We start from the raw sequence: 26,163 nt of genomic DNA, 5'->3' as shown, positions 1-26,163 counted from the left end.
GCACCATGATAGCAGTGCAAAATTTATCTATTCATTTTAGTGGTGAGTTTTTATTTGAGGAGGTTACTTTCGCTTTAAAAGAGAACGACAGAGTAGGTTTGGTGGGGAAAAACGGTGCCGGAAAATCCACGCTTTTAAAAATATTGAGTGGCCTTCAAAAGCCTGATAGCGGACAGGTAATTCTTCCAAAAGACAGTCTTATAGGCTATTTACACCAGGATCTGAGTAAAATGAAGGGCAAAACGGTGTTTGAAGAAACGCAATCTGCCTTTAATGAAGCACTGCAATTGGATGCACGTATGCATCAGATTGAACATGAACTTACGGTTAGAACGGATTACGAAAGTGATTCATGCCACGATCTGATAAATGAGATTCAGGAAGTTTCTCATCGTTTGGAGATCATAAATGTTGCTACCATTGAAAAACAAATTGAATTGGTTTTGATGGGATTGGGATTTATGCGTGAGGATTTTAATATGCCGGTGGAAACATTCAGCGGTGGTTGGCAAATGCGTATTGAACTTGCGAAAATTCTTTTGAGTAAACCGGAATTGGTTTTATTGGATGAGCCAACCAACCATTTGGATATTGAAAGTATTCAATGGCTGGAAGAATATCTGGAAACATATCCCGGAGCAATTATTATTGTTTCCCACGATAGAACATTTTTAGATAATGTAACGAAACGAACTATTGAGATCGTAAGTAAAAAAATATACGATTATCCTGCAAATTATTCGCAATTCGTAGAGCTGAGAAAAGAAAGAATTGATCAGCAAAAAGCGGCACAGAAAAATCAGGAAAAATATATTGAACACACCGAAAAACTAATTGACAAATTCAGGGCAAAGGCAAACAAAGCAAAGTTTGCACAATCACTCATAAAAAAATTAGATAAGATAGAAGAGATAGAAGTGGATGATGAAGAAACTGCAACCATTCACTTTTATTTTCCAAAACCACAACGCTCCGGAAAAACGGTTGTAACAGGAAAAGACCTTTCTAAAACCTATGATGTAAAATTAATTCTCGATAAAATAGATTTTGAAATTCATCGCGGAGATAAAATTGCTTTTGTGGGGAAGAACGGGGAAGGTAAATCAACCTTGTCGAAAATAATTGCAGGGCTTGAAAGATATAGCGGCGAGATGGAACTCGGGCATAATGTTAATCTTGGATATTATGCACAAAATCAGGCAGAAACATTAAGTGGTGAGGATACCGTATTTGATACTATTGATAAAGTTGCTGCGGGTGAAATGCGTTCCCATATCAGGACATTACTCGGAGCATTTTTATTTGGTGGAGAAGCATCGTTCAAAAAAGTAAAGGTTTTGTCGGGAGGAGAAAAATCGCGTCTTGCCATGTGTAAATTATTATTGGAGCCTTACAATTTATTAATTCTGGATGAGCCGACCAATCACCTCGACATGCGCAGCAAGGATGTATTAAAAAATGCATTAAAGAATTTTGAAGGAACGGTAATTGTGGTTTCCCACGACAGAGATTTTTAAAGGGAATTACGAATCGTGTATTTGAATTTAAAAATAAAGGCATTAAAGAACATATCGGTGATATTTACGATTATCTGGAAGCAAAAAAAATAACTTCTCTTGCCGAACTGGAGAAAATAGAAAAACCTGTAAAGAAAAAAGAAACTCCTGTTATAGTTAGTGCACCAAAAGAAAATTCTGATGATAAAAAAAACAAGGAACGCGAACTTGTTAAATTGAAAAAGGAAATTGAAAAAACAGAAAAGGAAATTGCTGCCTTCGAAACCGAGATCACTGAAATAGAAAAGAAAATGAACGATCCTGAGTTTTATAATTTGCCGAATACTGCTGATATTTTTGCCAAGTACAATAACTTAAAGGACAGCCATGCTAAAAAAATGGAAGTATGGGAGGAGATGCAGTTGAGGATTGAGGAGTTTTCGAATGTTTGATTAAACGGTCCAATTATATTTAATTAGTTTCTACTTAGGTTAAGGGTCTGACAAACCATCATTTTAGCGATTTTTAGAAAATTTTCTTAAAATAGTTTGCTTATTTGAAACCTTTCATCGTATATTTGCGATATAAGATTAGATATGGCTTATTCAAAACATCTGGAATTTAAGGAAGACGAGGTTCAATTGGCAGCAATAGCAAAGGCTTTGGCGCATCCTGCCCGCATTGCCATCCTCAAAATACTCTCTAATGGCCAATGTGTTTGCGGGGAGATAGTGGACGAACTGCCGCTTTCTCAATCCACCGTTTCACAACATCTGGCTGAACTCAAAAAGGCGGGTTTAATAAAGGGAGAAATCGATGGCCCCAGGGTATGTTATTGCCTCGATACACAAACGTGTTCCATGGCGCTTAATTTTTTCCAATTATTATTTAAAGAAATTAAGTGTTGCTGAAATGGAAACAATAAATCTTAAACCGGCAGAAACTGTTCAATTGGAGGAAATTCAAAATCTTCTGAAAAATTCAGGGTTGCCTTTTGAGGATATTAATAAGCATTTGAAGGATTTTTTATGTTTGATGAACAATGAGGAAATAATTGCTGTGGGGGGATTGGAAATTTATGATGATGTTGCATTACTTCGTTCGCTGGCAGTTGTTGAAGGAAAACGCAACCAAGGATTAGGTCAGTTGGTTTACTCCGCATTAATTGAACATGCAAAATCAAAAAATATTAAACAAATTTATTTACTTACAGAAACAGCAGAAAAATTCTTTCTAAAAAATGGGTTTATAAAGGTGGAAAGAAATAAAATTCCCGAAACAATAAAAAATACTTATGAATACAAAGTATTGTGCGCAGAATCAGCGATCGTATTAATGAAAAACATTTAATTAAAAATATAAAACAACTATTATGCAAAACGAACAAAACATCAAAGAACTGGTAAAAGAAAAATATTCTGAAATTGCCACACAGTCGAAAACACAAAACGAAACTTCTTGCTGCGGTGCAGGCTGTGGATGTTCAACAATTGATTATGCCATCATGTCGGATGATTATACATCTCTGGAAGGATATTTCGCAGATGCCGACCTGGGGTTGGGTTGCGGACTTCCAACGGAATTTGCGCAAATTAAAAAAGGTGATACTGTGGTAGACCTCGGAAGTGGTGCGGGTAATGATGCATTTATTGCGCGTTCCATTGTTGGTGAAGACGGAAGAGTTATTGGAATTGACATGACCGAAACCATGATAGATCTGGCAAGAAAAAATGCGCAGAAATTAAAACTCGAGAATGTGGAATTTCGTTTAGGAGATATAGAAAAAATTCCTATAAGCAATAATAAAGCAGATGTAGTAGTGAGCAATTGTGTGCTGAATTTAGTACCGGATAAATTAAAAGCATTCACCGAAATGTATCGCATAATAAAACCCGGTGGACATTTTAGCGTATCGGATATTGTATTGGTTGGAAATTTACAGGAAACGATCGTAAAAGAAGCAGAAATGTATGCGGGTTGTGTTTCGGGAGCAATTCAAAAAGACGATTATCTTGCCATGATAAGTAATGCAGGATTTACAAAAGTGGAGATCAACAAAGAAAAAGCGATCACTATTCCTGATGAGATATTATCCAATTATTTGAATGAACAACAATTAAAAGATTTCAAAGAAAGTAAAACCGGAATTTTCAGCATCACCGTTTACGGCGAAAAATCGAAAGATTGCGGTTGCGGAACTGATTGTTGTAATTAAATTACAATTGATCCGAATCATTTAATTAACTTTGCCCTGAATAGTAAATCTTTAAGTATAATACTTACTTTAAAAAATTTAGAGATTTTCTACTCAGGGCAAATGAATATCGGCGACTGGATACAATTAGGAATTATAATTCTTGTTTTTATTGTATTGGCAATAATTATATTCAGCATACTTATGTGGTTGTGGTGGATCACCGTGCTGATAGTTTTGGCCGCAGCCATTGCATTGTACATCATCAACCGATACATCAAACTCTGAAAATAAATACTTACCTTTGCGGCACCTAATTTATTATAAATGAGAACCGTTAAAGCTTACAATTATTTAATTGCGATCACCGTAATCATGTTTATTTCTTCATGTGGAAACTCTTCACAGGAGGCCATTAAAGAAAAACGCCAGGAAGAAATGCAAAACAAGGAGAACAGAGTTAGTCCTCCCGCAACTGCAACTGCAACCATTGGCACAAATACAATAACCATTGTTTACAGTTCTCCATTAGTGAAAGGCCGCCCAATTTGGGGCGAACTTGTTAAATACGACGAAGTTTGGAGAACAGGTGCCAATGAGGCAACTACCATAACATTTACACAAGACGTTACCATAGAAGGGCAAAATCTCCCAAAGGGAACCTATTCCCTTTTTACCATTCCAACAGCGGAACAATGGACCATAATTTTTAATGTGAACGAAACGCAGTGGGGTGCATTTAAATACGATCAAAGTGAAGATGCATTGAGAGTAAATGTAAAACCTACCATGGTTGAAACAGTGCAGGAAAATTTGTTGTTTGAAGTAATACCTGATGCAATTCCTAATACCGGTATAGTTCGTTTGAAATGGGAAAAACTACAGGTTGATTTCCATTTTGTGAATGCAGCGGAGTAATTACTTTTAATAAAAAAGCATTTCCACAAAAGAAGTTGTATTTGCCGGTGTAGTAACCGAATCAATTACATTAGAAAAGGCTGGATGAACACAGCGGATATAATATTTATCCTTATCCAACCCTCCTATCTCACATTTTCCTAAAGAATCGGTTGTTCTTGTAGCATCAGGATAATATTCTGTGAGAAAATCTTCATAATTTTCATAAACTGTAATTATTGCACCGCCAACCGCCGAATCAGAAACCGGTGAAAAATCATATACATGGTATACTTCAAACTTTATTGTTCTGTTAAAATTTTCGGAAGCATTAAAATTATCATCCGGAATCTCTTCCTTATTACAGGAAACAATAAATAGAAATAGGAAAACAGAAAATATTTTTAACACATAACTCAAGGCATATAATTTTAATTAAAAATATTAAACCAAACTCTTTAAAATATTATTCATGTCCACTTTTTCGCTTACAATTTTTAATACATCATTCATAGAAATTCTTTCCTGTAACATACTATCGCGCTCACGAATGGTAACGGTATTATCTTCCAATGTCTGATGATCAACTGTAATACAATAAGGAGTTCCAATGGCATCCATTCTTCTGTATCTTTTTCCGATAGAATCTTTTTCCTCATAATAACACTGATGATGGAATTTTAAATTGTTAAATATTTCCATCGCCTTTTCGGGCAATCCGTCCTTTTTAATCAATGGCAAAACAGCAACTTTAATAGGTGCTATCACCGCCGGCAAACGCAATACTGTTCTTGTATCCTCATTCACCGGTTCTTCATCATAAGCATTGCACAACATCGCCAAAAACATCCTGTCGCAACCTATGCTTGTTTCCACAACGTAAGGTATATAGTTTTCATTTAACTCCGAGTCAAAGTATTGTAATTTTTTTCCGCTGAATTCGGTATGGCGACCAAGATCATAATTTGTTCGCGAATGTATTCCTTCCAATTCCTTAAATCCAAAGGGAAAATTAAATTCTATATCCACTGCTGCATTTGCATAATGTGCAACCTTATCGTGATCGTGAAATTTCAGCATGGAATCAGGAGTTCCCAATGCTTTATGCCATTGCATGCGCGCAGCTTTCCAGAATTCGTAATATTTTAATTCCTCACCGGGACGAACAAAAAATTGCATTTCCATTTGTTCGAATTCGCGCATACGAAAAATAAATTGACGCGCAACAATTTCATTCCTGAATGCTTTTCCAATTTGTGCAATTCCGAAAGGTATTTTTTGTCGCGTGGATTTTTGTACATTTAAAAAATTCACAAATATTCCCTGCGCAGTTTCGGGACGCAAATAAATAGTATCCGCATCTTCTGCCACAGAACCCATTTTAGTGGAGAACATTAAATTGAATTGACGTACATCTGTCCAATTTCTGCTTCCCGATTCAGGATCTGCAATTTCACAATCTATAATTATTTGTTTTACTTCCTCTAAATTATTCTCGTTCAATGCTTTTACAAATCGCGCATGAACTGCATTTCTTTTTTCTGCAATTTCCAGCACACGACCATTTGTTGTGCGAAACATTTCCTCATCAAAATTCTCGAAACGTTTTTTCGCTTTTTCAACTTCCTTATTTATTTTATCATCCTGTTTTGCAAGATAATCCTCCACCAAAGTATCTGCACGATATCTTTTTTTCGAATCTTTATTATCGATTAAAGGATCATTAAAAGCATCCACATGTCCGCTCGCTTTCCAGGTGGTTGGATGCATCAGAATGGAAGAATCGAGCCCCACAATATTCTCGTGCATCTGTACCATGCTTTTCCACCAGTACTCCTTGATATTGTTTTTAAGCAAAGCTCCATATGGGCCATAATCATATACTGCACTCAATCCGTCGTAAATCTCTGAACTCTGAAATATAAAGCCATACTCCTTTGCATGGCCAATCACTTTTTTGAATTTTTCACTGTCGTTTGCGATCATGGGGCAAATATAGGAAGATTCGAAGGGAGAAGATTCGAAGAATTGAAGGGGAAGGTTCTAAGGAAATGAAGGAAGGAAGGGTTGGATAAGGGTAAAAAAGGAAAGATAAAACAGTGCACTAGGCAATATCGAACCTTTCTGCCAGCGGTCGCCAGGCATGGATAAATCGGATCGATAACCCTGGAGATATTCCTCCGTTGTGAACCCTGAGGAATATCCAATAACAATCAAAAAATATCAATCGGATCGACGGCCGGGAGATTTTCTTCCGAAGCAAACCTTGAAAAATAATATCGAATCCGCCAAAGGGCGGACAGGTATCGAACAAGGAATAAAGATCTCTAAACAAATCGACATCCCGTAAGGTTTGCCTCCGTTGGGAACCCTGAGGAATATCCAATAACAATCAAAAAATAAAAAATAATAATCGGATCGACTACCTGGATGATTTTCCTCCGAATTGAAACTTTCAATGGAACTATAAACTTACTCCTCTATGGGGTAGGGGGCCAAAAACATTAATTGTATCGACAACCCTGGAAATTTTCTTCCGAATCAAACCTTGAAAAATAATATCGAATAATGAACAAAGAATAAAGAACAATAAACAAATCAACAACCAGGAAGATTTTCCTACGAAGCATACCTTGAAAATAAATATCGAATAAAGAACAAAGAATAAAGAACAATAAACAAATCGACAACCCTGAAGATTTTCCTCCGAAGTGAACCCTGAGGAATATCCAATAACAATCAAAAAATAAAAAATAATAATCGGATCGACAGCCCGGAAGATTTTCCTCCGAAGTAAACCTTGAAAATAAATATCGAATAAAGAACAAAGAATAATGAACAATAAACAAATCAACAACCCTGAAGATTTTCCTCCGTTGTGAACCCTGAGGAATATCCAATAACAATCAAAAAATATAAAATAATAATCGGATCGACGGCCGGGAGATTTTCCTCCGAAGCAAACCTTGAAAATAAATATCGAATAAAGAACAAAGAATAAAGAACAATAAACAAATCAACAACCCTGAAGATTTTCCTCCGTAGTGAACCCTGAGAAATATCCAATAACAATCAAAAAATAAAAAATAATAATCGGATCGACAGCCGGGAGATTTTCCTCCGAAGCAAACCTTGAAAATAAATATCGAATAAAGAACAAAGAATAAAGAACAATAAACAAATCAACAACCCTGAAGATTTTCCTCCGCAGTGAATCCCTGCAAACCCTGCTAACCTTTGCAAACCCTGCCAACTCTATAAACTTACTCCCCTATAGGGTCGGGGCCCAGAACATCAATCGGATCCACAACCCGATATATATTCCTCCCTCTCAATCCCTACCAACCCTAAAAACGTTTTCAAACTCAGAACTGTCCTATGTCCTATGTCATATGTCCTATGTCATATGTCCTACGTCCTATGTCCTACGTCCTATGTCCTATTTCTTCAAAAATTCATACTTTTACTCATATGCGAAAAAATCCCACGAAACTATGATCTTATTTATAGTGAGTTTAATTTGTGCGCTGACTGCAATTTTTTTATTTAGTTATAAAAAATACCTGATCACGGGCTTTTTTATTTTTTGTTCTGCATTATTTATTCGTTTTCATTATATATCTCAGGATCATTATTTACACGACTTTGATGAAAAATATCACGCACTTGTTGCAAAAAATATGATGAGCAAGCCATTGGCTCCCATGTTGAGGACAGAGCCGGTTTTAGATTATAATTATAAAGACTGGTCAAATAATCATATCTGGTTACATAAACAACCATTGTTTCTCTGGCAAATGGCTATCAGCATGAAAATATTTGGAGTTAATGAATTTGGCCTTCGTTTTCCAAGTGCGTTTCTCTGTGCATGTTTAACACTGCTTTTATTTCGTATGGGATTTTTAATGAAAAAATCTCTTGTTGGTTTTTGTGCCGCAATGCTGTTTTCATTTTCCTTTTTCTCCATCGAACAAACAACAGGTGCAATCGGAATGGATCATAACGATGTAGCATTTTTATTTTACGTAACTGCTTCCATCTGGAGTTTAATGGAATATCTCCAAAATAAAAAATGGTATTGGCTGGTAGCAATAGGAATATTTTCAGGTGCCGCAATTCTTGTGAAATGGCTCACCGGACTTCTCGCGTATGCATGCTGGGGATTATTTATTTTATTTACTAAAGGCAGACATCTTCGTTTAAAAGATTTAAAAGCCCTGTTTTTAGGTGTTGCTATCACTACCTGTGTGTTTTTACCCTGGCAGATATATATTGCTCTGCATTTCCCCTTGGAATCATCCTACGAAAGGGAATTTACCAATTTGCATGTTGGAAAAGCCGTGGAGGGACATATCGGCGATTTTACCTTTTATTTTATCCATTTCAATGAGAATTATACCTTGTTTATTTTAGCTCTTTTGATTACGGGAATATTCATACTCGTACGATCTTCCATTCCCAATCATTTTAAAACCATTATTATATCGGGAATACTGATCATTTATTTTTTCTTTTCCATAATAGTTTCCACCAAAATAATAGGATATGTTTTTGTAATTGCACCCTTAATTTTTTTGGCGGTTGGTTTCAATTTTGATCTCCTCCTCCAATTACTATCGCGAAAAATCAATCCCATTTTTACAAAAGTTATCGTATTTACCTTATTGATAATCAGTTGCTATTTTTTACTTAAATACGAAACCCTCCGAAAGTTTCATGAGCGCGGAATAGCAATTTATAATTACGAAAATATTAGTGTCAAAAATCACAACACCGATATCTATAGAAAACTGGATACTTACCTGAAAGGAAATTATATCATTTTTAATGCTAAGCCGAATGAACAAATAGAAGCTATGTTTTATTCCGATCAGAATATTTATTCTATTTGCCCCGATTCTCTTACAATTAATGAACTGCAATTACAAGGTTATAAAATAGCAGCCTTTACCGATCACGATGATCAATTATTACCGGAACATTTTAATAATGATAGTGAAATTGTAATTATTGATATGGTGCTGAAATATTAGGGAATAAATGGAAGAGCAAAATAAATATCCAATAACAATCAAAAAATAAAAAATAATAATCGGATCCATAACCCGGAAGATTTTCCTTCGAATCAGACATTGATAAATAATATCGAATAATGAACAAGGAATAAAGAACATTAAACAGATCGACAACCCGGGAGATTTTCCTCCGCAGTGAACAAGGATTAATATCCAATAACAATCAAAAAATAAAAAATAATAATCGGATCCACAACCCGGAAAATTTTCCTTCGTGGTGAACTTTCAATGCAACTATAAACTTACTCCTCAATGGGGTAGGGGGCCAAAAATAATAATCGGATAGACACCCCTGAAGATTTTCCTTCGAGGTGTACTTACAATGCAAATATAAACTTACTCCCCTATGGGGTAGGGGGCCATCGGATCCACAACCCGGAAAATTTTCCTTCGTGGTGAACTTTCAATGCAACTATAAACTTACTCCCCTATGGGGTAGGGGGCCAAAAATATTAATCGGATCGATGGCCGGGAGATTTTCCTTCGCTTCAGACCTTGAAAAAATAATATCGAATAAAGAACAAGGAATAAAGAACATTAAACAGATCGACAACCCAGGAGATTTTCCTCCGTAGTGAACAAGGATTAATATCCAATAACAATCAAAAAATAAAAAATAATAATCGGATCCACAACCCGGAAAATTTTCCTTCGTGGTGAACTTTCAATGCAACTATAAACTTACTCCCCTATGGGGTAGGGGGCCAAAAATAATAATCGGATATACACCCCTGAAGATTTTCCTTCGAGGTGTACTTTCAATGCAACTATAAACTTACTCCCCTATGGGGTAGGGGGCCATCGGATCGACTACCCGGAGGATTAACCTTCGAATGGGACCCAAAAGAAATATCGAATAAAGAACAAGGAATAAAGAACATTAAACAGATCGACAGCCCTGAAGATTTTCCTCTGAATTGAACCTTTGCAAACCCTGCAAACCTTGTAAACCCTGCCAACCCTATAGTCCTAAGCCGGATTCACGGCTCACGATTCACGATTGCCACGTCACGTTTTGAACTCTCAACTATTCTACCTATATTTGCACCTACTTCGAGAGAGGGGACACTAAAAAGTCCCCTCTTTTGTTTCTGGAACATGAGCAACAGGGAAAAAATAGTAGCCTTGATGGCACCAAAACTGGAAGAACTGGGATGTTTTCTGGTGGATGTGAAGATCAATCCTTCGGTAAATAAATACGAGATCTTTATCGATAATATGGAAGGAGTTACTATTGAGGCCTGTATGAAGCTGAGTCGTTATCTGGAATCACAAATTGACCTGGATGACAGTTTTCCGCAGCAATATAGTCTTGATGTGTCGAGTCCCGGAATGGAAAATCCCTTCAAAGTGCCGCAGCAATACGCCAAAAATATTGGAAAAACGGTGGAGCTGGTTTTAAACAGCGGAGTTAAAAAAGAAGGAATTTTAAAGGAAGCTGACGACGAAAAACTGAGATTGGAAGTGCATATCCCTCCTCCCAAAAAAGGAATGAAACCAAAGATAGAAGAAGCGGTATTTGCGATGGAGGAAATAAAATCAACAAAAAAGAAGATCACTTTCTAAATATTATAAAACATTAAAAATCATAAATAACACAAAAACCTTCAGGCAATTGCTCCTAAATACAGTGGCCTGAATTAAAAACTAAATACTATGAACAGTATCGACCTCGTCGAATCCTTTTCGGAATTTAAAGACGTAAAAAACATTGATCGCCCAACCCTGATGAAGGTATTGGAGGACATTTTTCGTACTTTGCTTCGCAAAAAATACGAAAGCGACGAAAATTTCGACATCATTGTAAATACAGAAAAAGGAGATCTTGAGATCTGGCACAAACGTTCCATCGTGGAAGACGGAACAGTTGAAAATCCGGTTACACAGATATCTCTGAGCGATGCATTAAAAATTGAACCTGACTTTTCAGTAGGCGAAGAAACCTATGAGGAAGTAAGTATTGAAAGTTTTGGTCGCCGAGCCATTCTCGCGGCTCGTCAGGCTTTGGTGCAGCGTATCATGGAATTGGAGAAAGACGAGGTTTATAAAAAATATAAGGATCGTGAAGGAGAAATAATTACAGGAGAAGTATATCAGATCTGGAAAAAAGAGATCCTGTTATTGGATGATGATGGCAATGAACTTATTCTTCCTAAAAATGAAATGATCGCAGCTGATAATTATAAAAAAGGGGAAACATTAAGAGCAGTAGTTAGAAAGGTGGATTTCCGCAATAGCAATCCGGTTGTAATTGTTTCAAGAACAGATCCTAAATTTTTAGAGAAATTATTGGAACAAGAGGTTCCGGAGGTTTTTGACGGATTGATCGTAATTAAAAAGATCGTTCGCGCACCGGGAGAAAGAGCAAAAGTTGCCGTTGAATCTTATGACGACCGCATTGATCCGGTTGGAGCATGTGTTGGTATGAAAGGATCAAGAATTCACGGCATCGTTCGCGAATTACGCAACGAAAATATCGATATCATCAATTACACAAATAATAATCAGTTATTGATACAACGCGCTTTGAGTCCGGCTAAGATCACATCTATAGAGCTGGATAATGAAAGAAAGAAAGCTGCTGTGTATCTTGGTCAGGATCAGGTTTCTTTGGCAATTGGTAAGGGAGGATTAAACATTAAACTTGCCTGTCAGTTAACCGGTTACGACATTGATGTATTCCGCGATTCGGAAGAAGAGGAATATGATATTGACCTGGATGAATTTGCAGATGAGATAGAAGAATGGATCTTGGATGAGTTAAAAGCCATCGGTTGCGATACCGCAAAAAGCGTGTTGGAACTTAGTTCTGACGAGCTAGTTCGCAGAACAGATCTTGAGGAAGAAACGGTAAAAGATGTACTTAAAATATTAAAATCGGAATTCGAAGAGGATTGAAAACAGTAAATTAAGAATTATTTCATGTGTGATGAAATGATAATCCTATCTTTGTGAACCTAAGGAACTGAATGTCAGAAGAAAAAAATATACGATTAGCTAAAGCCGCCAGCGAATTCAACGTGGCAATATCTCATATTGCCGACCTGTTGAAATCGAAGGGGTTTACCGTGGATCCAAAGCCTACAACTAAGCTGTCGGAGGAAATGTACAACCAGTTGCTGAAGGAATTTGGCAAAGACAAAGACCTTAAAGGCAAGGCCGACTCGTTGAGTATTGGCATTGGCCGCAAACTGGAAAAGGAAAAAACCGACAAACCGGAAGAAGTTGCCGTGGTTGAACCTGTTAAAAAGGTGGAAGAAGTTGAGGTGGTTGAAAAAGTGGTTGTTCAGAAGGAAGTACCTGAGGTAAAAGAAATTAAAGAAGAAATTCCGGTAATTGAGAAACAAAAAGAACCGGAAGTTGAGGTTATAAAGGCCAGAAAGGAAAAAGTAGAGGAGATCAAAATTGTTGGCAAAATTGACCTCGACAGGAAAAAAACCAAAAAACCGGTAGAAGAACCGAAGATAGAAGAACCTGTTAAAGAAGAAGTAGCTCCTGTTGTTGAAGCAAAAACGGAAATAGAAAAACCGGAAATAAAAGAAGAGAAAAAACAGGAAATTGTTGTTCCTCAGGTTAAGGAAGAAACAGAGAAAAAATCGGATGAGCGTGAAATGATCGAGACCAAAAAGGTAACACTGGAAGGGCCGAAGATCGTTGGAAAAATAGAGATCAAAGAAGAAAAGAAACCCGAAAGACGCCCACACACTCAGGTTGGCGCCAATAATGCCGATAATAAACGCAAAAAGCGCAAACGCATCAAAAAACATGAGCGCATTAACGTTGACAAATTAAAAGAGGAAGAGCGCCAGAAAGAAAACAGAGCGAGAGAAACAGGTACTGCAACAAATCGTTTCATTAAAAAACCGGAAGTTGTTGACCCTGAAGCGGCGCAAAGAAAAATACAGGAACAAATTAGAAATACACTTGCTAAATTAAGCGGTGGAGTTCAGCGTGGAAAGGGCGCCCGTGCGGGTAAACAAATGAAACGCGAACGCCGTGAAGCTGCAGAATTAGTGGAAGCAGAAGCAGCGGGAAGCAATGTATTACAAGTTGCGGAATTTACTTCACTTTCCGAGTTGGCGAGTTTGATGAATGTTTCACCTACCGATCTGGTTCAAAGTTGTTTCAACTTAGGTATGATGGTTTCCATAAACCAAAGATTGGATGCGGAGATCATCGAACTACTTGCCGATGAGAACGGATATAAAGTGCAATTCATCAATGCAACCGAAGACGATCTGGAGGAGGAAACTACTGAAGAGGATCCTGCATTGTTGGAACATCGTCCGCCGATAGTTACCATCATGGGTCACGTGGATCACGGTAAAACATCTTTGTTGGATTATATCCGTGAAACAAATGTTGTTGCGGGTGAAAAAGGTGGAATCACACAACATATCGGTGCATACGAAGTGGATCTTCCAAACGGAAAAAGAATAGCATTTTTAGATACTCCGGGTCACGAGGCCTTTACTGCCATGCGTGCACGCGGAGCTAAATTGACCGATATTGCAGTAATTGTAATTGCTGCCGATGATCAGGTGATGCCGCAAACCAAGGAAGCGATCAGCCATGCTCAGGCAGCCGGCGTTCCAATGGTTTTTGCATTAAATAAAATTGATAAGGTTGGTGCCAATATTGATAAAATAAAGGAACAACTTTCTCAAATGAATGTTTTAGTTGAGGATTGGGGAGGTAAGTTTCAGTGCCAGGAAATTTCTGCAAAATCAGGAATCGGTATCGAAACACTCTTGGAAAAGATATTATTAGAATCTGAATTACTCGACCTAAAGGCAAATCCAAATAAAGAAGCAATAGGAACTATTATAGAGGCATCCTTAGATAAAGGAAGAGGATATGTGAGCAATATCATGGTGCAGGAAGGAACACTTAAAGTTGGTGACATGATGGTTGCAGGACCTTATTATGGTAAAGTGAAAGCGATGTTTGATGAAAGAAGCAAACGCATCACGGAAGCTGGTCCATCCACTCCATTACTTGTTTTAGGTTTAAATGGCGCACCTCAGGCAGGTGAGAAATTCAAAACCTTCGACGATGAGGCAGAAGCTAAAAATGTGGCAAATAAACGCAGCCAGATCCTTCGCGAACAAGGTATAAGAACGAAAAAACATATTACCCTCGAAGAAATTGGACGACGCAAGGCTCTTGGTACTTTCAGAGAATTGAATATCATTATCAAAGCCGACGTGGATGGTTCAATGGAAGCATTGACAGATAGTTTATTAAAACTCACCACTGCAGAAGTGCAGGTAAATGCAATATTTAAAGGTGTTGGTCAGATTACAGAAAGCGATGTAATGCTTGCTTCCGCTTCTGATGCAGTAATAGTTGGTTTCCAGGTTCGTCCGAGCAGTGCCGTGCGAAAATTAGCAGAAAAAGAAGGTGTGGAAATAAGACTTTACAGTATCATTTACAATGCAATTGAAGAGATCAAAGCAGCCATGGAGGGTATGCTTGCTCCTAAATTGGAAGAAAAAGTTACTTGTATCGTGGAAGTACGTGAAGCCTTTAAGATCTCCAAGGTTGGAACTGTTGCCGGTTGTATGGTAACGGAAGGCAAAATTACCCGTCAAACCAAAATACGTGTATTGCGCAATGGAATTGTAACACATACCGGAACACTCAGCTCACTGAAACGATTTAAAGATGATGCAAAAGAAGTTCCTTCAGGAATGGAATGCGGATTGACGATAAATAACTTTAATGATATTGAAGTTGGCGATCAGATAGAGGGTTACGAAGAAGTAGAAGTAAAACGAACCTTATAAAAGTTCTAAAATAAATTTCTGATCACATAAGAATAAAAAAATAAACCCTTTCAGTACATACTGAGAGGGTTTTTTATTTAAAATACATTCTGTGATAAATTAAATTAAAAAAGGCGACATGAGGGAGCCGCCTTTTTATTTTTGAATAACAACTGGAGTATCATTATTCAGCCTAACCTTCAAAGTTTAGGATTTATTGGTTTTCATGGGAGTGTTTCAATAGGAACCCCCTTTACGTGTTAACACAGTTGGTTTTCATGGGGATCTGTGCTTCCATATGTAAAGAGACCAAAACCAGACGGATTCCACAACCCACTTTGAGCGAAATACGGTAAATATCATGTGAAGTAGTGTTTTAACTTAGCGAAGTGATGTAGAAATTATTAATAAACGGGGAATTTAGCCCTTACATCAGGTTTACCTGCACCAAAGTGCCGTGGTCGTCGGGATTAAAATCAGATTTATCATGAATAATGATATTTGCCTGATATCCGCTTAATTTATTGAGTAATTCCAGCCTTTCCCGAATCATCTGAATTCCGAGTGAATTATGTCCTGATTTTTTGCGTTTTTTACTTTCATTTATTCCAATACCATTATCATCTACCAGAACCTTTATGGAACCATTTAACTTTTCGAAGGATACATTCAGATCTCCATTTCTGTTGGTTGTTAGTAATCCATGCCAAAGTGCATTTTCCACCAGTGGTTGGATCACCATATTAGGTATTTCTATCTCTTCATTCAGGAGTGTTTCATCAACAGATATCTTATAATTAAGTTTATTTCCGAATCTAACTTTTTCAAGTTCGAGATAATAATTTAATCGCTCCAATTCTTCACTTAAGGGGACAAAAGTTTTTCCGCCTGAGTCGAGCATCATGCGAATGAGTCTCGCAAATTTTCCGAGATATTCTGTAGCCTCTTCTGTATTATGTGCATTAATAAAATGTTGAATGGAATTGAGTGCATTAAAAATAAAATGCGGATTCATACTTGCTGCAAGAGCCTGATGTCGAAGTTCAGAAATTTTCGATTGCAACTCCAGTTTTTCCTGTTGCTTTTTTCGTACGGCTTCAAATTGCCATCTCAAGATCAGATATGCAGAAAGTGCAATAATAAAACCCACCAGAATTTTAAACCAACTTGTAGCCCAAAAAGGAGTTTGCACTGTAATGTTCAGTTTAGCGATCGGGCCTTCCAGATCGCGCTCTCCAATTGATTTGAGATAAAGTATATGTTTTCCGTACGGAATGGAGGCAAATTCAATTTGACGTCCTACCGACGGCTGCCATTCCGCATCATCAAATTTATATTGAAATTTTATTCCCTCCGGTGCCGAAAAATGAATTGCTGAAAACCTTATAGTGAAATTAGTGGTGGTATAAGGCAAAAATACATCCGTTTGGTTTTCCATATTTCTATAAATAGAATCAGGTGTTCTTATGCTTTTAAATATTGCAGCGGGTGCATTAAACTTAGTTTTATTAAATGCATCAATATCAATTCTCGACATTCCGAAAGTTGTTCCAATCCATATATAATTATTTTTTTCGTCGTATTCCAATGCGTTTATTTCATCGGATAGGAGTCCATTTCGAGTATCAAATTGCATAATTGCATCGTCATCCATAATATATAACCCAGCTAAAGTCCCGATCCAAATTCTATTATTGGCATCCATTTCGAAAGAAGTAATATTTTCAATATTCCTCCCTTTTAAACTTTTAAAAGTTTGAAAACTTCCGTTCTTATATTTTACTAAACCATGATCAGTTCCTATTAAAATGTTGTTATCTCCATCGTACATAAATTTGGAAATATTAGTACTATAAAAACCGGTATCTATTTTTTGATATTTTCCTGATGGGTCTAAAATATACAAACCATGTGTGGTGCCTATCCAAATATTATTTTTTTTGTCCTGAAATAATGCATTTATTCTTCTCCATACCGCAGTTGAATCATAAAACATTACAGTGCCGTTTCCAATTTTTCCATCAGTTACAGGAGCACTCCATAATTTTTTATCCCATTTGCTGTAATAAATAGTGTTATTACTTATCATGGAACTACTTGCTAACAGATATGTTTGTTCAATACCATTTAAATTTGTGGTTGTTAAATTTAATCCCGGGTTTTTAAAGCCGGCAATATTCACAAATAAATGATGATTATTAACTTCAATTCCCCGAATAAATTCCAAAGTTCCCGGAAATAATTTTTGTTGTTTAATAATATTATTCTTCAAATAATAAAGACCATCGTAACTACCAATAAACAGATTACCTTCCGGATCAGTCTCCAGTGCAGTAATATATTCATTTACGAGCCCGTCGCTATTTGTGAAGTTAGAACAGTATAAATGATGAATACAAAACGCGCCTTTGCCATAAGTTCCCAGCCAGATATTTCCTTCTGCGTCTTCAAATATTTTGTTGACGGAAATTCCATTAATTCCCAATTTAGAGGAGATATCCGTTTCCAATCCTTTACTTATTAATATAAGGTTGTTTTGTGGAAAGGTGGCACACCAAATATTGCCATACCTATCTGCCAATAAACGATTAATTATTCCTCCTAAATTTAATTTATTTTCTGTGATGACATTGTTTTCCAATATATAATACACTCCATCTCCACCGGCATAGATCGTATTTTTATTAACACAAATAGAAAATATCTCTTTTGTGAAAGTTTTATTAATAGATTTAGGTATTTGATGGGCTTTTACACTGTAAATTCCTTTATTCGTTCCAATAAAAATTGTATCTCCACCAGCCTTAATAATAAAATTGGGGATAATATTCTGATCCTCAAATTGTAGTTTGGTAACCACCCCTGGATTTTTAAGATCAACAACAGAAACATATTGCCCTTTTTTTAAGGAATAAAAATAATTCCCTGCAATGGCTATTTGTTCATTCTGCAGAGAAACATTTTCATTGATCACTTTTTTAAAGTTATTCCCGAACTTAAATACTCCATTATATTTAGTTGCTGCGAAAAATTCACCTTTATCACTTTCGGCAAGTGCATACACAATTGAGCCATCTATACCTTCCTTAAATAAATAATTGGTGAATTTAAAGCCATCGAATCGGCTCACGCCACGTTCTGTGGCAAACCAGAGATAGCCGCGGGCATCATGCGTTATATCATATATATTGGAATTGGCAAGTTCATTTGCCGCAGTATATTGTCTTGCCGGAAATAATTGAGCTTGAACAATAGGAATAAACAGAATGATCGCTAAAAAAGAAAAACAATATTTATAAAGGAGTGTTTTCAACTTCGAACCTTAAATTGAAATGGATAATTTTTTCATTGCATCCATAAAATCGCTATAACGTGCTTTGGGAAGTTGAATTTTGGCTTCATCCACCATTACGATAACACCACCATCTTCCCGCAAAAATTCTTTTACAAAAAGGAGATTAATTATATAAGATCGATGCACGCGGAAGAAAATATTGTCTTTTAAATTATCCTCAAATACTTTTAGTGGCTTTGATACGAAATACGATTTTTTTTCCTGCACAAATACACGCGTGTAATTACTTTCAGCTTCCAACCTTACGATATCCTTCATTTCAATTACACTGAAACCGCCGGTATGGCTTAGAGTTATTCGACCTGGTTTCTCATTTTCTGTAACAAGATCCGATTTTTTCTGATCGAAATGATCGGTTATTTTATTTACAGCCTGTTGTAATTCTTTTATTACAATTGGTTTTAAAATATAATCTATCGCCCCTGCCTTAACCGCCTGAATTCCATGATCTTTATGTGCCGTAACAAAAACTACTGCAAAATCTTTTTTGGCAAGTGAATCAAGGAGGTCGAACCCATTTAATTCGGGCATATTAATATCGAGAAACAATACATTAGGGGTAAGCGATAAAATTTTTTCCTTTGCTTCAGCAGCGTTGGAAGCTTCGGCAATTATTTCAATTTCAGGGCAATATTTTTCCAAAAGAACACTGAGGTTTCTGCGACCAGGCTCTTCATCATCGATCAAAATGGCAGTGTATTTATCCATGAATCTGTTTTTGGGTGTTTAAACCAAAGTTAGACATAAAAACCTAATCTCTTCTTGTTGCAATAAAATGATTGTTGTGATATTTTCATGTATAATCGAGTCCTCTTTTTAGATCTTACCAACCTTCCTTCCTTTTTTCCCTTAGACCCTTAACCTTCTCCCCCTGCCCGACGCGGTTAGCAGGCGGGTTCGATTCTTCTCCCTTCGATTCTTCCTTATATCATATAAACTTCCTGATCTCTTCCAGATAATTGCGTTCGTTACTTAGCCTCGGCACCTTGTGTTGCCCTCCCAATTTACCCTTCGATTTAAGCCATTCGTAGAATGCGCCTTTTTTTGCAACATGCACCACAGGCATTTTTAACGCGAGGTCCTTATGTCTTTTTGCTTCGTAATCGCTGTTTACCGATTTAAGTGTAGCATCCAAAGTATTAATAAATAGTTCTAAATCATTTGGCATCTGTTCAAATTCTATTATCCACTCGTGCCCGCCTTTTTCATTACCTTCAATATAAATAGGTGCGGCAGTGTATTCGGTAACTTTTGCATTAGTGCGCACACTTGCTTCCTCAATTGCTTTATCTGAATTGTCCACTATCACTTCCTCCCCAAATGCATTGATAAAGTGTTTCACCCTGCCTGTTATTTTAATTCTGTAAGGATCTTTTGAAGTAAATTTTATAGTATCACCAATTTTATATCTCCACAATCCTGCATTCGTAGAAATAACGATAGCATAATTTTTATTCAATTCCACATTCTCCCAGGTAATAGTTTTTGGATCCTCTTTTTCAAATTCTTCGAGCGGAATAAATTCGTAATAAATTCCGTAATCTGGCATCAATAACATTTCCTCAGATAATAATCTGTCCTGAAATGCAAAAAATCCTTCGCTCGCATTGTAGGTTTCTACATAATGCATGTTGTCGCCTCGAATTAATTCTTTAAACTGATTTCTATATGGTTTGAAACTAACCCCACCATGAATATATAATTCCAGATTTTTCCAGATATCATTTAGATTATTTTTTCCTGTAAGTTCAAATAACCTGCGAATCAAAACGATGGTCCATGTTGGCACTCCGGCAATACTCGTAACATTTTTATTGATGGTATGATTTGCCATGGAAGAAATTTTACTTTCCCATTCATCCATTAATGCAATTTTAAGAGAAGGGGTCATTGCATATCGGGAAAGCATTGGCATATTTTGCATCATAACTGCACTTACATCACCAAATTTTGAAAACTGATTTAATTTATTGATCTGATGACTACCACCCATCAATAAAGTTTTGCCGGTAAATAATTTGGATGAAGGATTATTGTGCAGATACATGGCGATCACATCTTTTCCTCCCTGGTAGTGACATTCCTTTAAAGCATTTTGACTTACGGGAATAAATTTACTTTTATCGCTTGTAGTGCCCGACGATTTTGCAAACCAGATAATGGGTTCATTCCATAAAATATTTTGTTCCCCCTGCATTAATCGGTCGATATAGGGTTTTATTGTATCATAATCCTGCACAGGAAACCTGTTTTTAAGATCGCTGATATTCTTTACAGATTTATAGTCGTGATTTTTCCCCCACTCCGTATTTTCACCACCTGAAATTAATTTTTTAAATACTTCTTCCTGCGCCCTTACAGGATCATTCACAGCAGATTGGATGCGGCTAACATGCCGCTTAAAAATGGTGGAGGTAATAGAGTGAATAATGTGCATTATTGCCGTAAAAATAAACTCAATACATTAAAAATAGCTACTTCCTATCTAATTATTAAATTGGAGTAACCGTATTCTCTTCATTGCGTAAGTTTTTGCGCAAAATGAAATTTTGACCAAGATACACTTTTCGCACCTGAGGATCGTTTGCAAGATCCTCGGCCGAGCCTTGTTTTAAAATTTTCCCTTCAAACAATAAATACGCGCGATCAGTAATAGAAAGGGTTTCCTGTACATTGTGATCGGTGATCAAAACGCCTATTTTTTTAAATTTTAGTTTTTCCACTATTTGCTGAATATCCTCCACTGCAATAGGATCAATTCCGGCAAAGGGCTCATCCAACAAAATAAATTTAGGGTCAGTGGCAAGTGCTCTGGCTATTTCAGTTCTTCTTCTTTCGCCACCACTTAAAACATCGCCGTTGCTTTTTCGCACATTCTCTAAACCAAACTCTCCTATTAGTGTTTCTAATTTTTTCTTTTGATCTTGCCTGCTCAGTTTTGTCATCTGCAACACACTTGCAATATTGTTCTCGACACTCATTTTTCTGAATACACTGGCTTCCTGTGGAAGATATCCAATTCCTAATTGTGCTCTTTTATACATCGGATAATCAGTAATATCCTTATTATCAAGATAAACTTTTCCTGAAACAGGTTTTATCAACCCAACTATCATATAAAAAGAGGTGGTTTTACCGGCACCATTCGGACCTAATAATCCCACGATCTCACCCGGATTCACTTCCACACTTACCTCGTTCACAACTGTCCGGTTCTTATACTTTTTTATTAATTTTTCTGCACGTAATATCACAAACTAATATTTAATTTGAATTTAATTAATCTTTATTTCCCTCACATTAAGCTGCAAACTTTTCATATCTCTGAAATTATTTTCTTCAATGGTATAACAAAGATCAAAACTTGAACCTTTTGCAATTTCATTAAAATAATTACCCTTTTGAAAAGCGATGGCTTCCACATTGTATAAATTATTGTCCTTAATGCTCAGTTTTAAGTGGTTGTCGCCAACAATTTTTGACTTGCCGCTATTTTTCAATTTACCGGTCATAAATACAGGATACATATTTTGTGGGCCGAAAGGAGCAAATTGTTTAATGATATTATTAAAATTTTCTGTGATATCTTTTAATTCCAAAGCAGCATCAATTTCAATTTCCGGAATTAATTGTTCAGGTTTAATAGTTGCTTTTACTACCTCTTCAAAACGCTGTTTAAATTTTTCGAAATTTTCAGGACGCATCGACAAGCCTGCAGCGTACATATGTCCTCCGAACTGGTCCAACAGATCGTTACATTGTTTAATGGCTTCGTAGATATCAAAATTTTTAACAGAACGCGCACTTCCAAAAAGCATTCCATTGGATTCTGTAAGTAAAATGGTAGGCCGGTAATAATGGTCTAAAAGCCGCGAAGCAACAATTCCAACCACACCTTTATGCCATTCGTTGCTGCACAAAACCGTAGTTACTTTATTTGCAACATTTTCATCTTCCTGCAACATACGAATTGCATCGAGTGTTATTTTTTTATCTATCTCTTTTCTGTCAACATTTTTTTCCTGTAAAATATCAGCGCCATCTTTTGCTTTTTCCACCGAATCAGAAACCAACATCCGCACTGCTTTATTTGCATCGTCCATGCGACCTGCTGCATTAATTCTTGGGCCAAGTCCAAATACTATATTAGAAATAGAAAGCGGTGCATTATATCCTGTAATTTCTATCAATGCTTTTAAACCGGGTCGTGGATTTTTATTTAATTGTTCCAATCCGCAAAATGCCAGTACACGATTTTCACCGGTAATAGGAACTATATCACTTGCAATACTCACCACCACCAGATCAAGCAAAGGAATAACTTTTTCCATGGCAATATTATGTTGAATTGCAAAAGCCTGTACCAATTTAAATCCAATGCCACATCCACTTAATTCCTTATAAGGATAATTACAATCGTTTTGATGCGGATCTAAAATAGCAACTGCATCAGGTACCTTATCTCCCGGAATGTGATGATCACAAATAATAAAATCAATATTTCGTTCATTGGCATAATCCACTTTATCATTTGCTTTTATGCCGCAATCCAAAGCAATGATAAGGGTGCAATTATTTTCTTTTGCATAATCAATTCCTTTAAAAGAAATACCATATCCTTCATGATAACGATCGGGGATGTAATAATCCAAATTGGAATATATTTCCCGAAAGAAAGAAAATACTAAAGCTACAGATGTAGTACCGTCCACATCGTAATCGCCAAACACCAAAATTCTTTCGTTTTTTGAAATTGCCAATACGATCCGATCAACAGCTTTTTGCATATCCTTCATTAAAAAAGGATCATGCAGATCATCAATTGTTGGTCTGAAAAATTTTTTTGCCTCATCAAATGTGTTAATTCCACGTTGAATAAGCAGTTTACAAATGATCGGATTTACTTTTAATTGCTGTTGCAAAGAATTCACCTTATCCTCATCTGTTTCCTTAAACACCCATCTTTTGTCCATGCACTAAAAAGTTATAATTAATGTTGAATGATAAAACTGGAAGTAAATTTATTTTGAGAATTTAACTCATTAATTCTCAAAAAATACAATCCATCCGGGAAGGCATCAACAGATAAACCCATTGACAACTCAGATGGCTCTGAAATAATATTTGAATAAACCAACTGTCCAGTTTCATTAAAAATATTTATCAGTAAACTTTCTTTTAATATATTATTGGAAGAAATAAATAATTTTTCGGATACCGGATTTGGGTAACAATTTAATGCGAAAGCAGTATTTTGATCATCAATATTATCACCGGAACAATATCCTGTTTCCACTAAATTATTTAATGCGTGAAATACATTTAATCTTCCGTTGCTAACGGTTATTCCATTCAGATCATCTACAAAATCAACTCCATTTAAAATATAATCTTTCAGTAACAAGGCCATGGATGAAGGATTATATTTATAATCCAACATAAATTTTTCGCAAGCTGCAGAAAACAATAAAGCAATTGTTCCGGCAATGTGTGGAGCCGACATAGAAGTGCCGGATTGAAATCCGTATAAATTATCGAGTTGGGTGGAATATACTAATTGTCCCGGAGCGCCCAGATCAATGGAATTTGGCCCGTAAGCCGCAATAAATAAATTATCTGCTTTATCTATATTTGTTACTGTTACTAAATGATTGGATGGACAAGCAGTTGGTATATCTAAAATAACATCAATATTCGCCGAAAAATTTGCAGTGGCGCCTACGCTTAAAATTCCCAGTGATCCTAATGAATCGTACATTGCACACCAGATAGGAAAAGAATCCGGATTTCCAAAATCAACTCCGAAGGAAGAATTTGTTGCAACAATAAAAGCCCCTTTTGCACCATCCGTTTGATCATATAATTCACGCATAACAAAAACATAAGAATAAGATGCAACTGCATCTGCTTCATTGGAAATATTATGCACCGGTAATATTTTAACATTCCAATTTACGCCTGCAACGCCAATTCCATTATTTCCTTTTGCACCAATAATTCCTGCAACGTGCGAACCGTGAAATCTGTTATCAGGAACAATTCCATTCGTATCTGTTGAGTTCCATCCATCATAATCATCTATGTAACCATTGCCGTCATCATCTATTAAATTAAGAGGTATTTCATTATAATTTTTCCAATAATTAAGATCCTCATGGTCAAATTCAGCGCCTTCTCCTACAACTGCAACAACAATAGTATCACCAAGCGCAGTTAATCCACCGGTTGCAATATCCCATGCAAGTTCCGCATCTATATCCGAATCTTCCAAACCTCCTGTGGTGCCATCGTTATACATATTCCATTGCTGATAAAATAGAGGATCATCCGGAAGAGAACGCTGTTGAGTAACATGATTGAATTGCACATTTGCAACAAGTGGGTGTGTGAAAAAAATATTATAGATCTTTTCAGCATTTATAATTTCAGCATCAAAATTTATTGTATAAATATTCAGTCTTTCAGAAAGTGTTTTATTTATTTTTATTTGTAATGCATTATCAGAATTAATTTTTGAAACAACATTTTCTATCGATACATCCTTAAATAATTGTACTATTAATTCATCAGGGATACGTTGTGCATTTTGCGCAAAAAGTGCACCCGATAGAAGACACAAATAGAAACAATATTTAATTTTTCTGACCATAACTACTTTAGTAAAATTACAGAACTGTTTTCACATTCTGTTATTATTCTTTTATCCATACAGAACGACAAACATCAGAGCTGATTGAATCCTGAATTATATATTCCCAATTTATGGTATCAGCACCCGAACTCATGGTACCAATACCGTTAAAAGAAATCGCTGCTTTAATGGTATCGAGTGTGAGAAATTGATTGTATTGACCGTAAACGGGTAAATTAAATGAAGCGGATAATCCGAGATTACTGATATTAGCGACCGTAACCACAAAATCTTCACAATCGCAATCTTGCACTAATCCGGTATAAAAATAATTTCCTGAAGTACAGGTATCAAAAGCAGAATAATTCTGATGGTAATAATCGTATAACGGAAGTATGATCTCCACATTACGAACTTCCTGACTTGTATTTCCCGCCTCATCTTCCACTACATAGGTAACGGAATAGGTTCCATAGTGATTGATATCAACTTCATTTATAACCTGAAGGGATGCAGAAAGGTCGCAAGTATGATTATCTGCTACCTCGGCTCCTGCATCTATGTATGGTTCGGTGCGGTAGTGAATACTATTCGGGTCTGCATTAACAAGAATAACAGGAGATATAGTATCTTCCTTTTTACAGGAAATGATCAAAAATCCACAAAGGGTCACAAAAATTGAGAGTCGCAAGTTCATAACTCAACAAAAGTAGGAAAATTAGACAGGCTTATAAAAAGAAACACCCC

Annotated in this window: 18 protein-coding genes and 1 pseudogene; 10 read left to right on the top strand and 9 right to left on the bottom strand. The window is 36.3% G+C overall.

What is annotated here, in order from left to right; genetic code table 11:
- Positions 1 to 5: 5 nt before the first annotated feature.
- From IPI31_04775 to IPI31_04750, 6 genes and pseudogenes are all read left to right on the top strand, one after another.
- Positions 6 to 1,948: pseudogene (locus IPI31_04775) on the top strand (ABC-F family ATP-binding cassette domain-containing protein).
- Positions 1,949 to 2,092: 144 nt separating this feature from the next.
- Positions 2,093 to 2,407 carry a winged helix-turn-helix transcriptional regulator gene (locus tag IPI31_04770; GenBank protein ID MBK7567120.1) on the top strand — a complete coding sequence of 105 codons (315 nt, stop codon included), beginning with the start codon at positions 2,093 to 2,095 and terminating at the stop codon, positions 2,405 to 2,407.
- Between the two features lies 1 nt (position 2,408).
- Positions 2,409 to 2,846 carry a GNAT family N-acetyltransferase gene (locus IPI31_04765; GenBank protein ID MBK7567119.1) on the top strand — a complete coding sequence of 146 codons (438 nt, stop codon included), beginning with the start codon at positions 2,409 to 2,411 and terminating at the stop codon, positions 2,844 to 2,846.
- A gap of 22 nt (positions 2,847 to 2,868) precedes the next feature.
- A complete protein-coding gene (locus IPI31_04760; protein MBK7567118.1) occupies positions 2,869 to 3,711 on the top strand; it encodes an arsenite methyltransferase in 843 nt (280 codons plus the stop codon).
- 102 nt (positions 3,712 to 3,813) lie between these two features.
- Positions 3,814 to 3,978 (top strand): hypothetical protein, encoded by a 165-nt coding sequence (locus IPI31_04755; GenBank protein MBK7567117.1) that lies wholly within the window; start codon positions 3,814 to 3,816, stop codon positions 3,976 to 3,978.
- A gap of 87 nt (positions 3,979 to 4,065) precedes the next feature.
- Positions 4,066 to 4,608, top strand: a complete 543-nt coding sequence (locus tag IPI31_04750) for a DUF2911 domain-containing protein (GenBank protein ID MBK7567116.1) — start codon at positions 4,066 to 4,068, stop codon at positions 4,606 to 4,608.
- 6 nt (positions 4,609 to 4,614) lie between these two features.
- Here IPI31_04750 and IPI31_04745 read toward each other — a convergent pair whose 3' ends face one another.
- Positions 4,615 to 5,007, bottom strand: a complete 393-nt coding sequence (locus IPI31_04745) for a hypothetical protein (protein MBK7567115.1) — start codon at positions 5,005 to 5,007, stop codon at positions 4,615 to 4,617.
- Between the two features lie 24 nt (positions 5,008 to 5,031).
- On the bottom strand, positions 5,032 to 6,573 hold the full coding sequence (locus tag IPI31_04740; protein MBK7567114.1) for a glycine--tRNA ligase: 1,542 nt from the start codon (positions 6,571 to 6,573) through the stop codon (positions 5,032 to 5,034).
- A 1,508-nt stretch (positions 6,574 to 8,081) separates the two neighbouring features.
- Between IPI31_04740 and IPI31_04735 the strand changes: the two genes are divergently transcribed.
- The 4 genes from IPI31_04735 to infB all read left to right on the top strand — a co-directional run bounded on the left by IPI31_04735 (position 8,082) and on the right by infB (position 15,451).
- The gene (locus IPI31_04735) at positions 8,082 to 9,620 is read left to right on the top strand and encodes a glycosyltransferase family 39 protein (protein ID MBK7567113.1); all 1,539 of its coding nucleotides are present in this window, start codon (positions 8,082 to 8,084) and stop codon (positions 9,618 to 9,620) included.
- A gap of 1,170 nt (positions 9,621 to 10,790) precedes the next feature.
- Positions 10,791 to 11,228: a hypothetical protein gene (locus tag IPI31_04730; GenBank protein ID MBK7567112.1), complete on the top strand. Its 438-nt coding sequence runs from the start codon at positions 10,791 to 10,793 to the stop codon at positions 11,226 to 11,228.
- A gap of 90 nt (positions 11,229 to 11,318) precedes the next feature.
- Positions 11,319 to 12,560 (top strand): transcription termination/antitermination protein NusA, encoded by a 1,242-nt coding sequence (gene nusA, locus IPI31_04725; protein ID MBK7567111.1) that lies wholly within the window; start codon positions 11,319 to 11,321, stop codon positions 12,558 to 12,560.
- 71 nt (positions 12,561 to 12,631) lie between these two features.
- On the top strand, positions 12,632 to 15,451 hold the full coding sequence (gene infB / locus IPI31_04720; GenBank protein MBK7567110.1) for a translation initiation factor IF-2: 2,820 nt from the start codon (positions 12,632 to 12,634) through the stop codon (positions 15,449 to 15,451).
- A 406-nt stretch (positions 15,452 to 15,857) separates the two neighbouring features.
- On the opposite strand, the gene IPI31_04715 is transcribed toward infB, so the two are convergent.
- The 7 genes from IPI31_04715 to IPI31_04685 form a co-directional block, all read right to left on the bottom strand.
- Positions 15,858 to 18,743: a histidine kinase gene (locus tag IPI31_04715; GenBank protein MBK7567109.1), complete on the bottom strand. Its 2,886-nt coding sequence runs from the start codon at positions 18,741 to 18,743 to the stop codon at positions 15,858 to 15,860.
- 9 nt (positions 18,744 to 18,752) lie between these two features.
- On the bottom strand, positions 18,753 to 19,493 hold the full coding sequence (locus IPI31_04710; protein MBK7567108.1) for a response regulator transcription factor: 741 nt from the start codon (positions 19,491 to 19,493) through the stop codon (positions 18,753 to 18,755).
- 220 nt (positions 19,494 to 19,713) lie between these two features.
- Positions 19,714 to 21,222 (bottom strand): GH3 auxin-responsive promoter family protein, encoded by a 1,509-nt coding sequence (locus IPI31_04705; protein MBK7567107.1) that lies wholly within the window; start codon positions 21,220 to 21,222, stop codon positions 19,714 to 19,716.
- Positions 21,223 to 21,277: 55 nt separating this feature from the next.
- Entirely contained in the window at positions 21,278 to 22,039 is a 762-nt protein-coding gene (gene lptB / locus IPI31_04700; GenBank protein ID MBK7567106.1) for an LPS export ABC transporter ATP-binding protein, read from the bottom strand.
- Between the two features lie 21 nt (positions 22,040 to 22,060).
- A complete protein-coding gene (recJ, locus tag IPI31_04695; protein MBK7567105.1) occupies positions 22,061 to 23,758 on the bottom strand; it encodes a single-stranded-DNA-specific exonuclease RecJ in 1,698 nt (565 codons plus the stop codon).
- A 17-nt stretch (positions 23,759 to 23,775) separates the two neighbouring features.
- On the bottom strand, positions 23,776 to 25,434 hold the full coding sequence (locus IPI31_04690) for a S8 family peptidase (protein MBK7567104.1): 1,659 nt from the start codon (positions 25,432 to 25,434) through the stop codon (positions 23,776 to 23,778).
- Between the two features lie 43 nt (positions 25,435 to 25,477).
- Entirely contained in the window at positions 25,478 to 26,113 is a 636-nt protein-coding gene (locus IPI31_04685; protein ID MBK7567103.1) for a DUF5011 domain-containing protein, read from the bottom strand.
- Between the last annotated feature and the right edge of the window lie 50 nt (positions 26,114 to 26,163).

It is taken from the genome of Bacteroidota bacterium, assembly GCA_016706865.1.
Lineage (GTDB): Bacteria > Bacteroidota > Bacteroidia > Chitinophagales > BACL12 > UBA7236.
This window is presented reverse-complemented; position numbering and strand designations above follow the sequence as displayed.

Coding starts and splice junctions, on each gene's coding strand:
- IPI31_04705 (MBK7567107.1), bottom strand. CDS start 21,222: ATGCACATTATTCACTCTATTACCTCCACCATTTTTAAGCGGCATGTT.
- IPI31_04765 (MBK7567119.1), top strand. CDS start 2,409: ATGGAAACAATAAATCTTAAACCGGCAGAAACTGTTCAATTGGAGGAA.
- IPI31_04750 (MBK7567116.1), top strand. CDS start 4,066: ATGTTTATTTCTTCATGTGGAAACTCTTCACAGGAGGCCATTAAAGAA.
- IPI31_04755 (MBK7567117.1), top strand. CDS start 3,814: ATGAATATCGGCGACTGGATACAATTAGGAATTATAATTCTTGTTTTT.
- IPI31_04710 (MBK7567108.1), bottom strand. CDS start 19,493: ATGGATAAATACACTGCCATTTTGATCGATGATGAAGAGCCTGGTCGC.
- IPI31_04740 (MBK7567114.1), bottom strand. CDS start 6,573: ATGATCGCAAACGACAGTGAAAAATTCAAAAAAGTGATTGGCCATGCA.
- IPI31_04690 (MBK7567104.1), bottom strand. CDS start 25,434: ATGGTCAGAAAAATTAAATATTGTTTCTATTTGTGTCTTCTATCGGGT.
- IPI31_04760 (MBK7567118.1), top strand. CDS start 2,869: ATGCAAAACGAACAAAACATCAAAGAACTGGTAAAAGAAAAATATTCT.
- nusA (MBK7567111.1), top strand. CDS start 11,319: ATGAACAGTATCGACCTCGTCGAATCCTTTTCGGAATTTAAAGACGTA.
- IPI31_04770 (MBK7567120.1), top strand. CDS start 2,093: ATGGCTTATTCAAAACATCTGGAATTTAAGGAAGACGAGGTTCAATTG.
- recJ (MBK7567105.1), bottom strand. CDS start 23,758: ATGGACAAAAGATGGGTGTTTAAGGAAACAGATGAGGATAAGGTGAAT.
- IPI31_04685 (MBK7567103.1), bottom strand. CDS start 26,113: ATGAACTTGCGACTCTCAATTTTTGTGACCCTTTGTGGATTTTTGATC.
- IPI31_04730 (MBK7567112.1), top strand. CDS start 10,791: ATGGCACCAAAACTGGAAGAACTGGGATGTTTTCTGGTGGATGTGAAG.
- IPI31_04735 (MBK7567113.1), top strand. CDS start 8,082: ATGATCTTATTTATAGTGAGTTTAATTTGTGCGCTGACTGCAATTTTT.
- infB (MBK7567110.1), top strand. CDS start 12,632: ATGTCAGAAGAAAAAAATATACGATTAGCTAAAGCCGCCAGCGAATTC.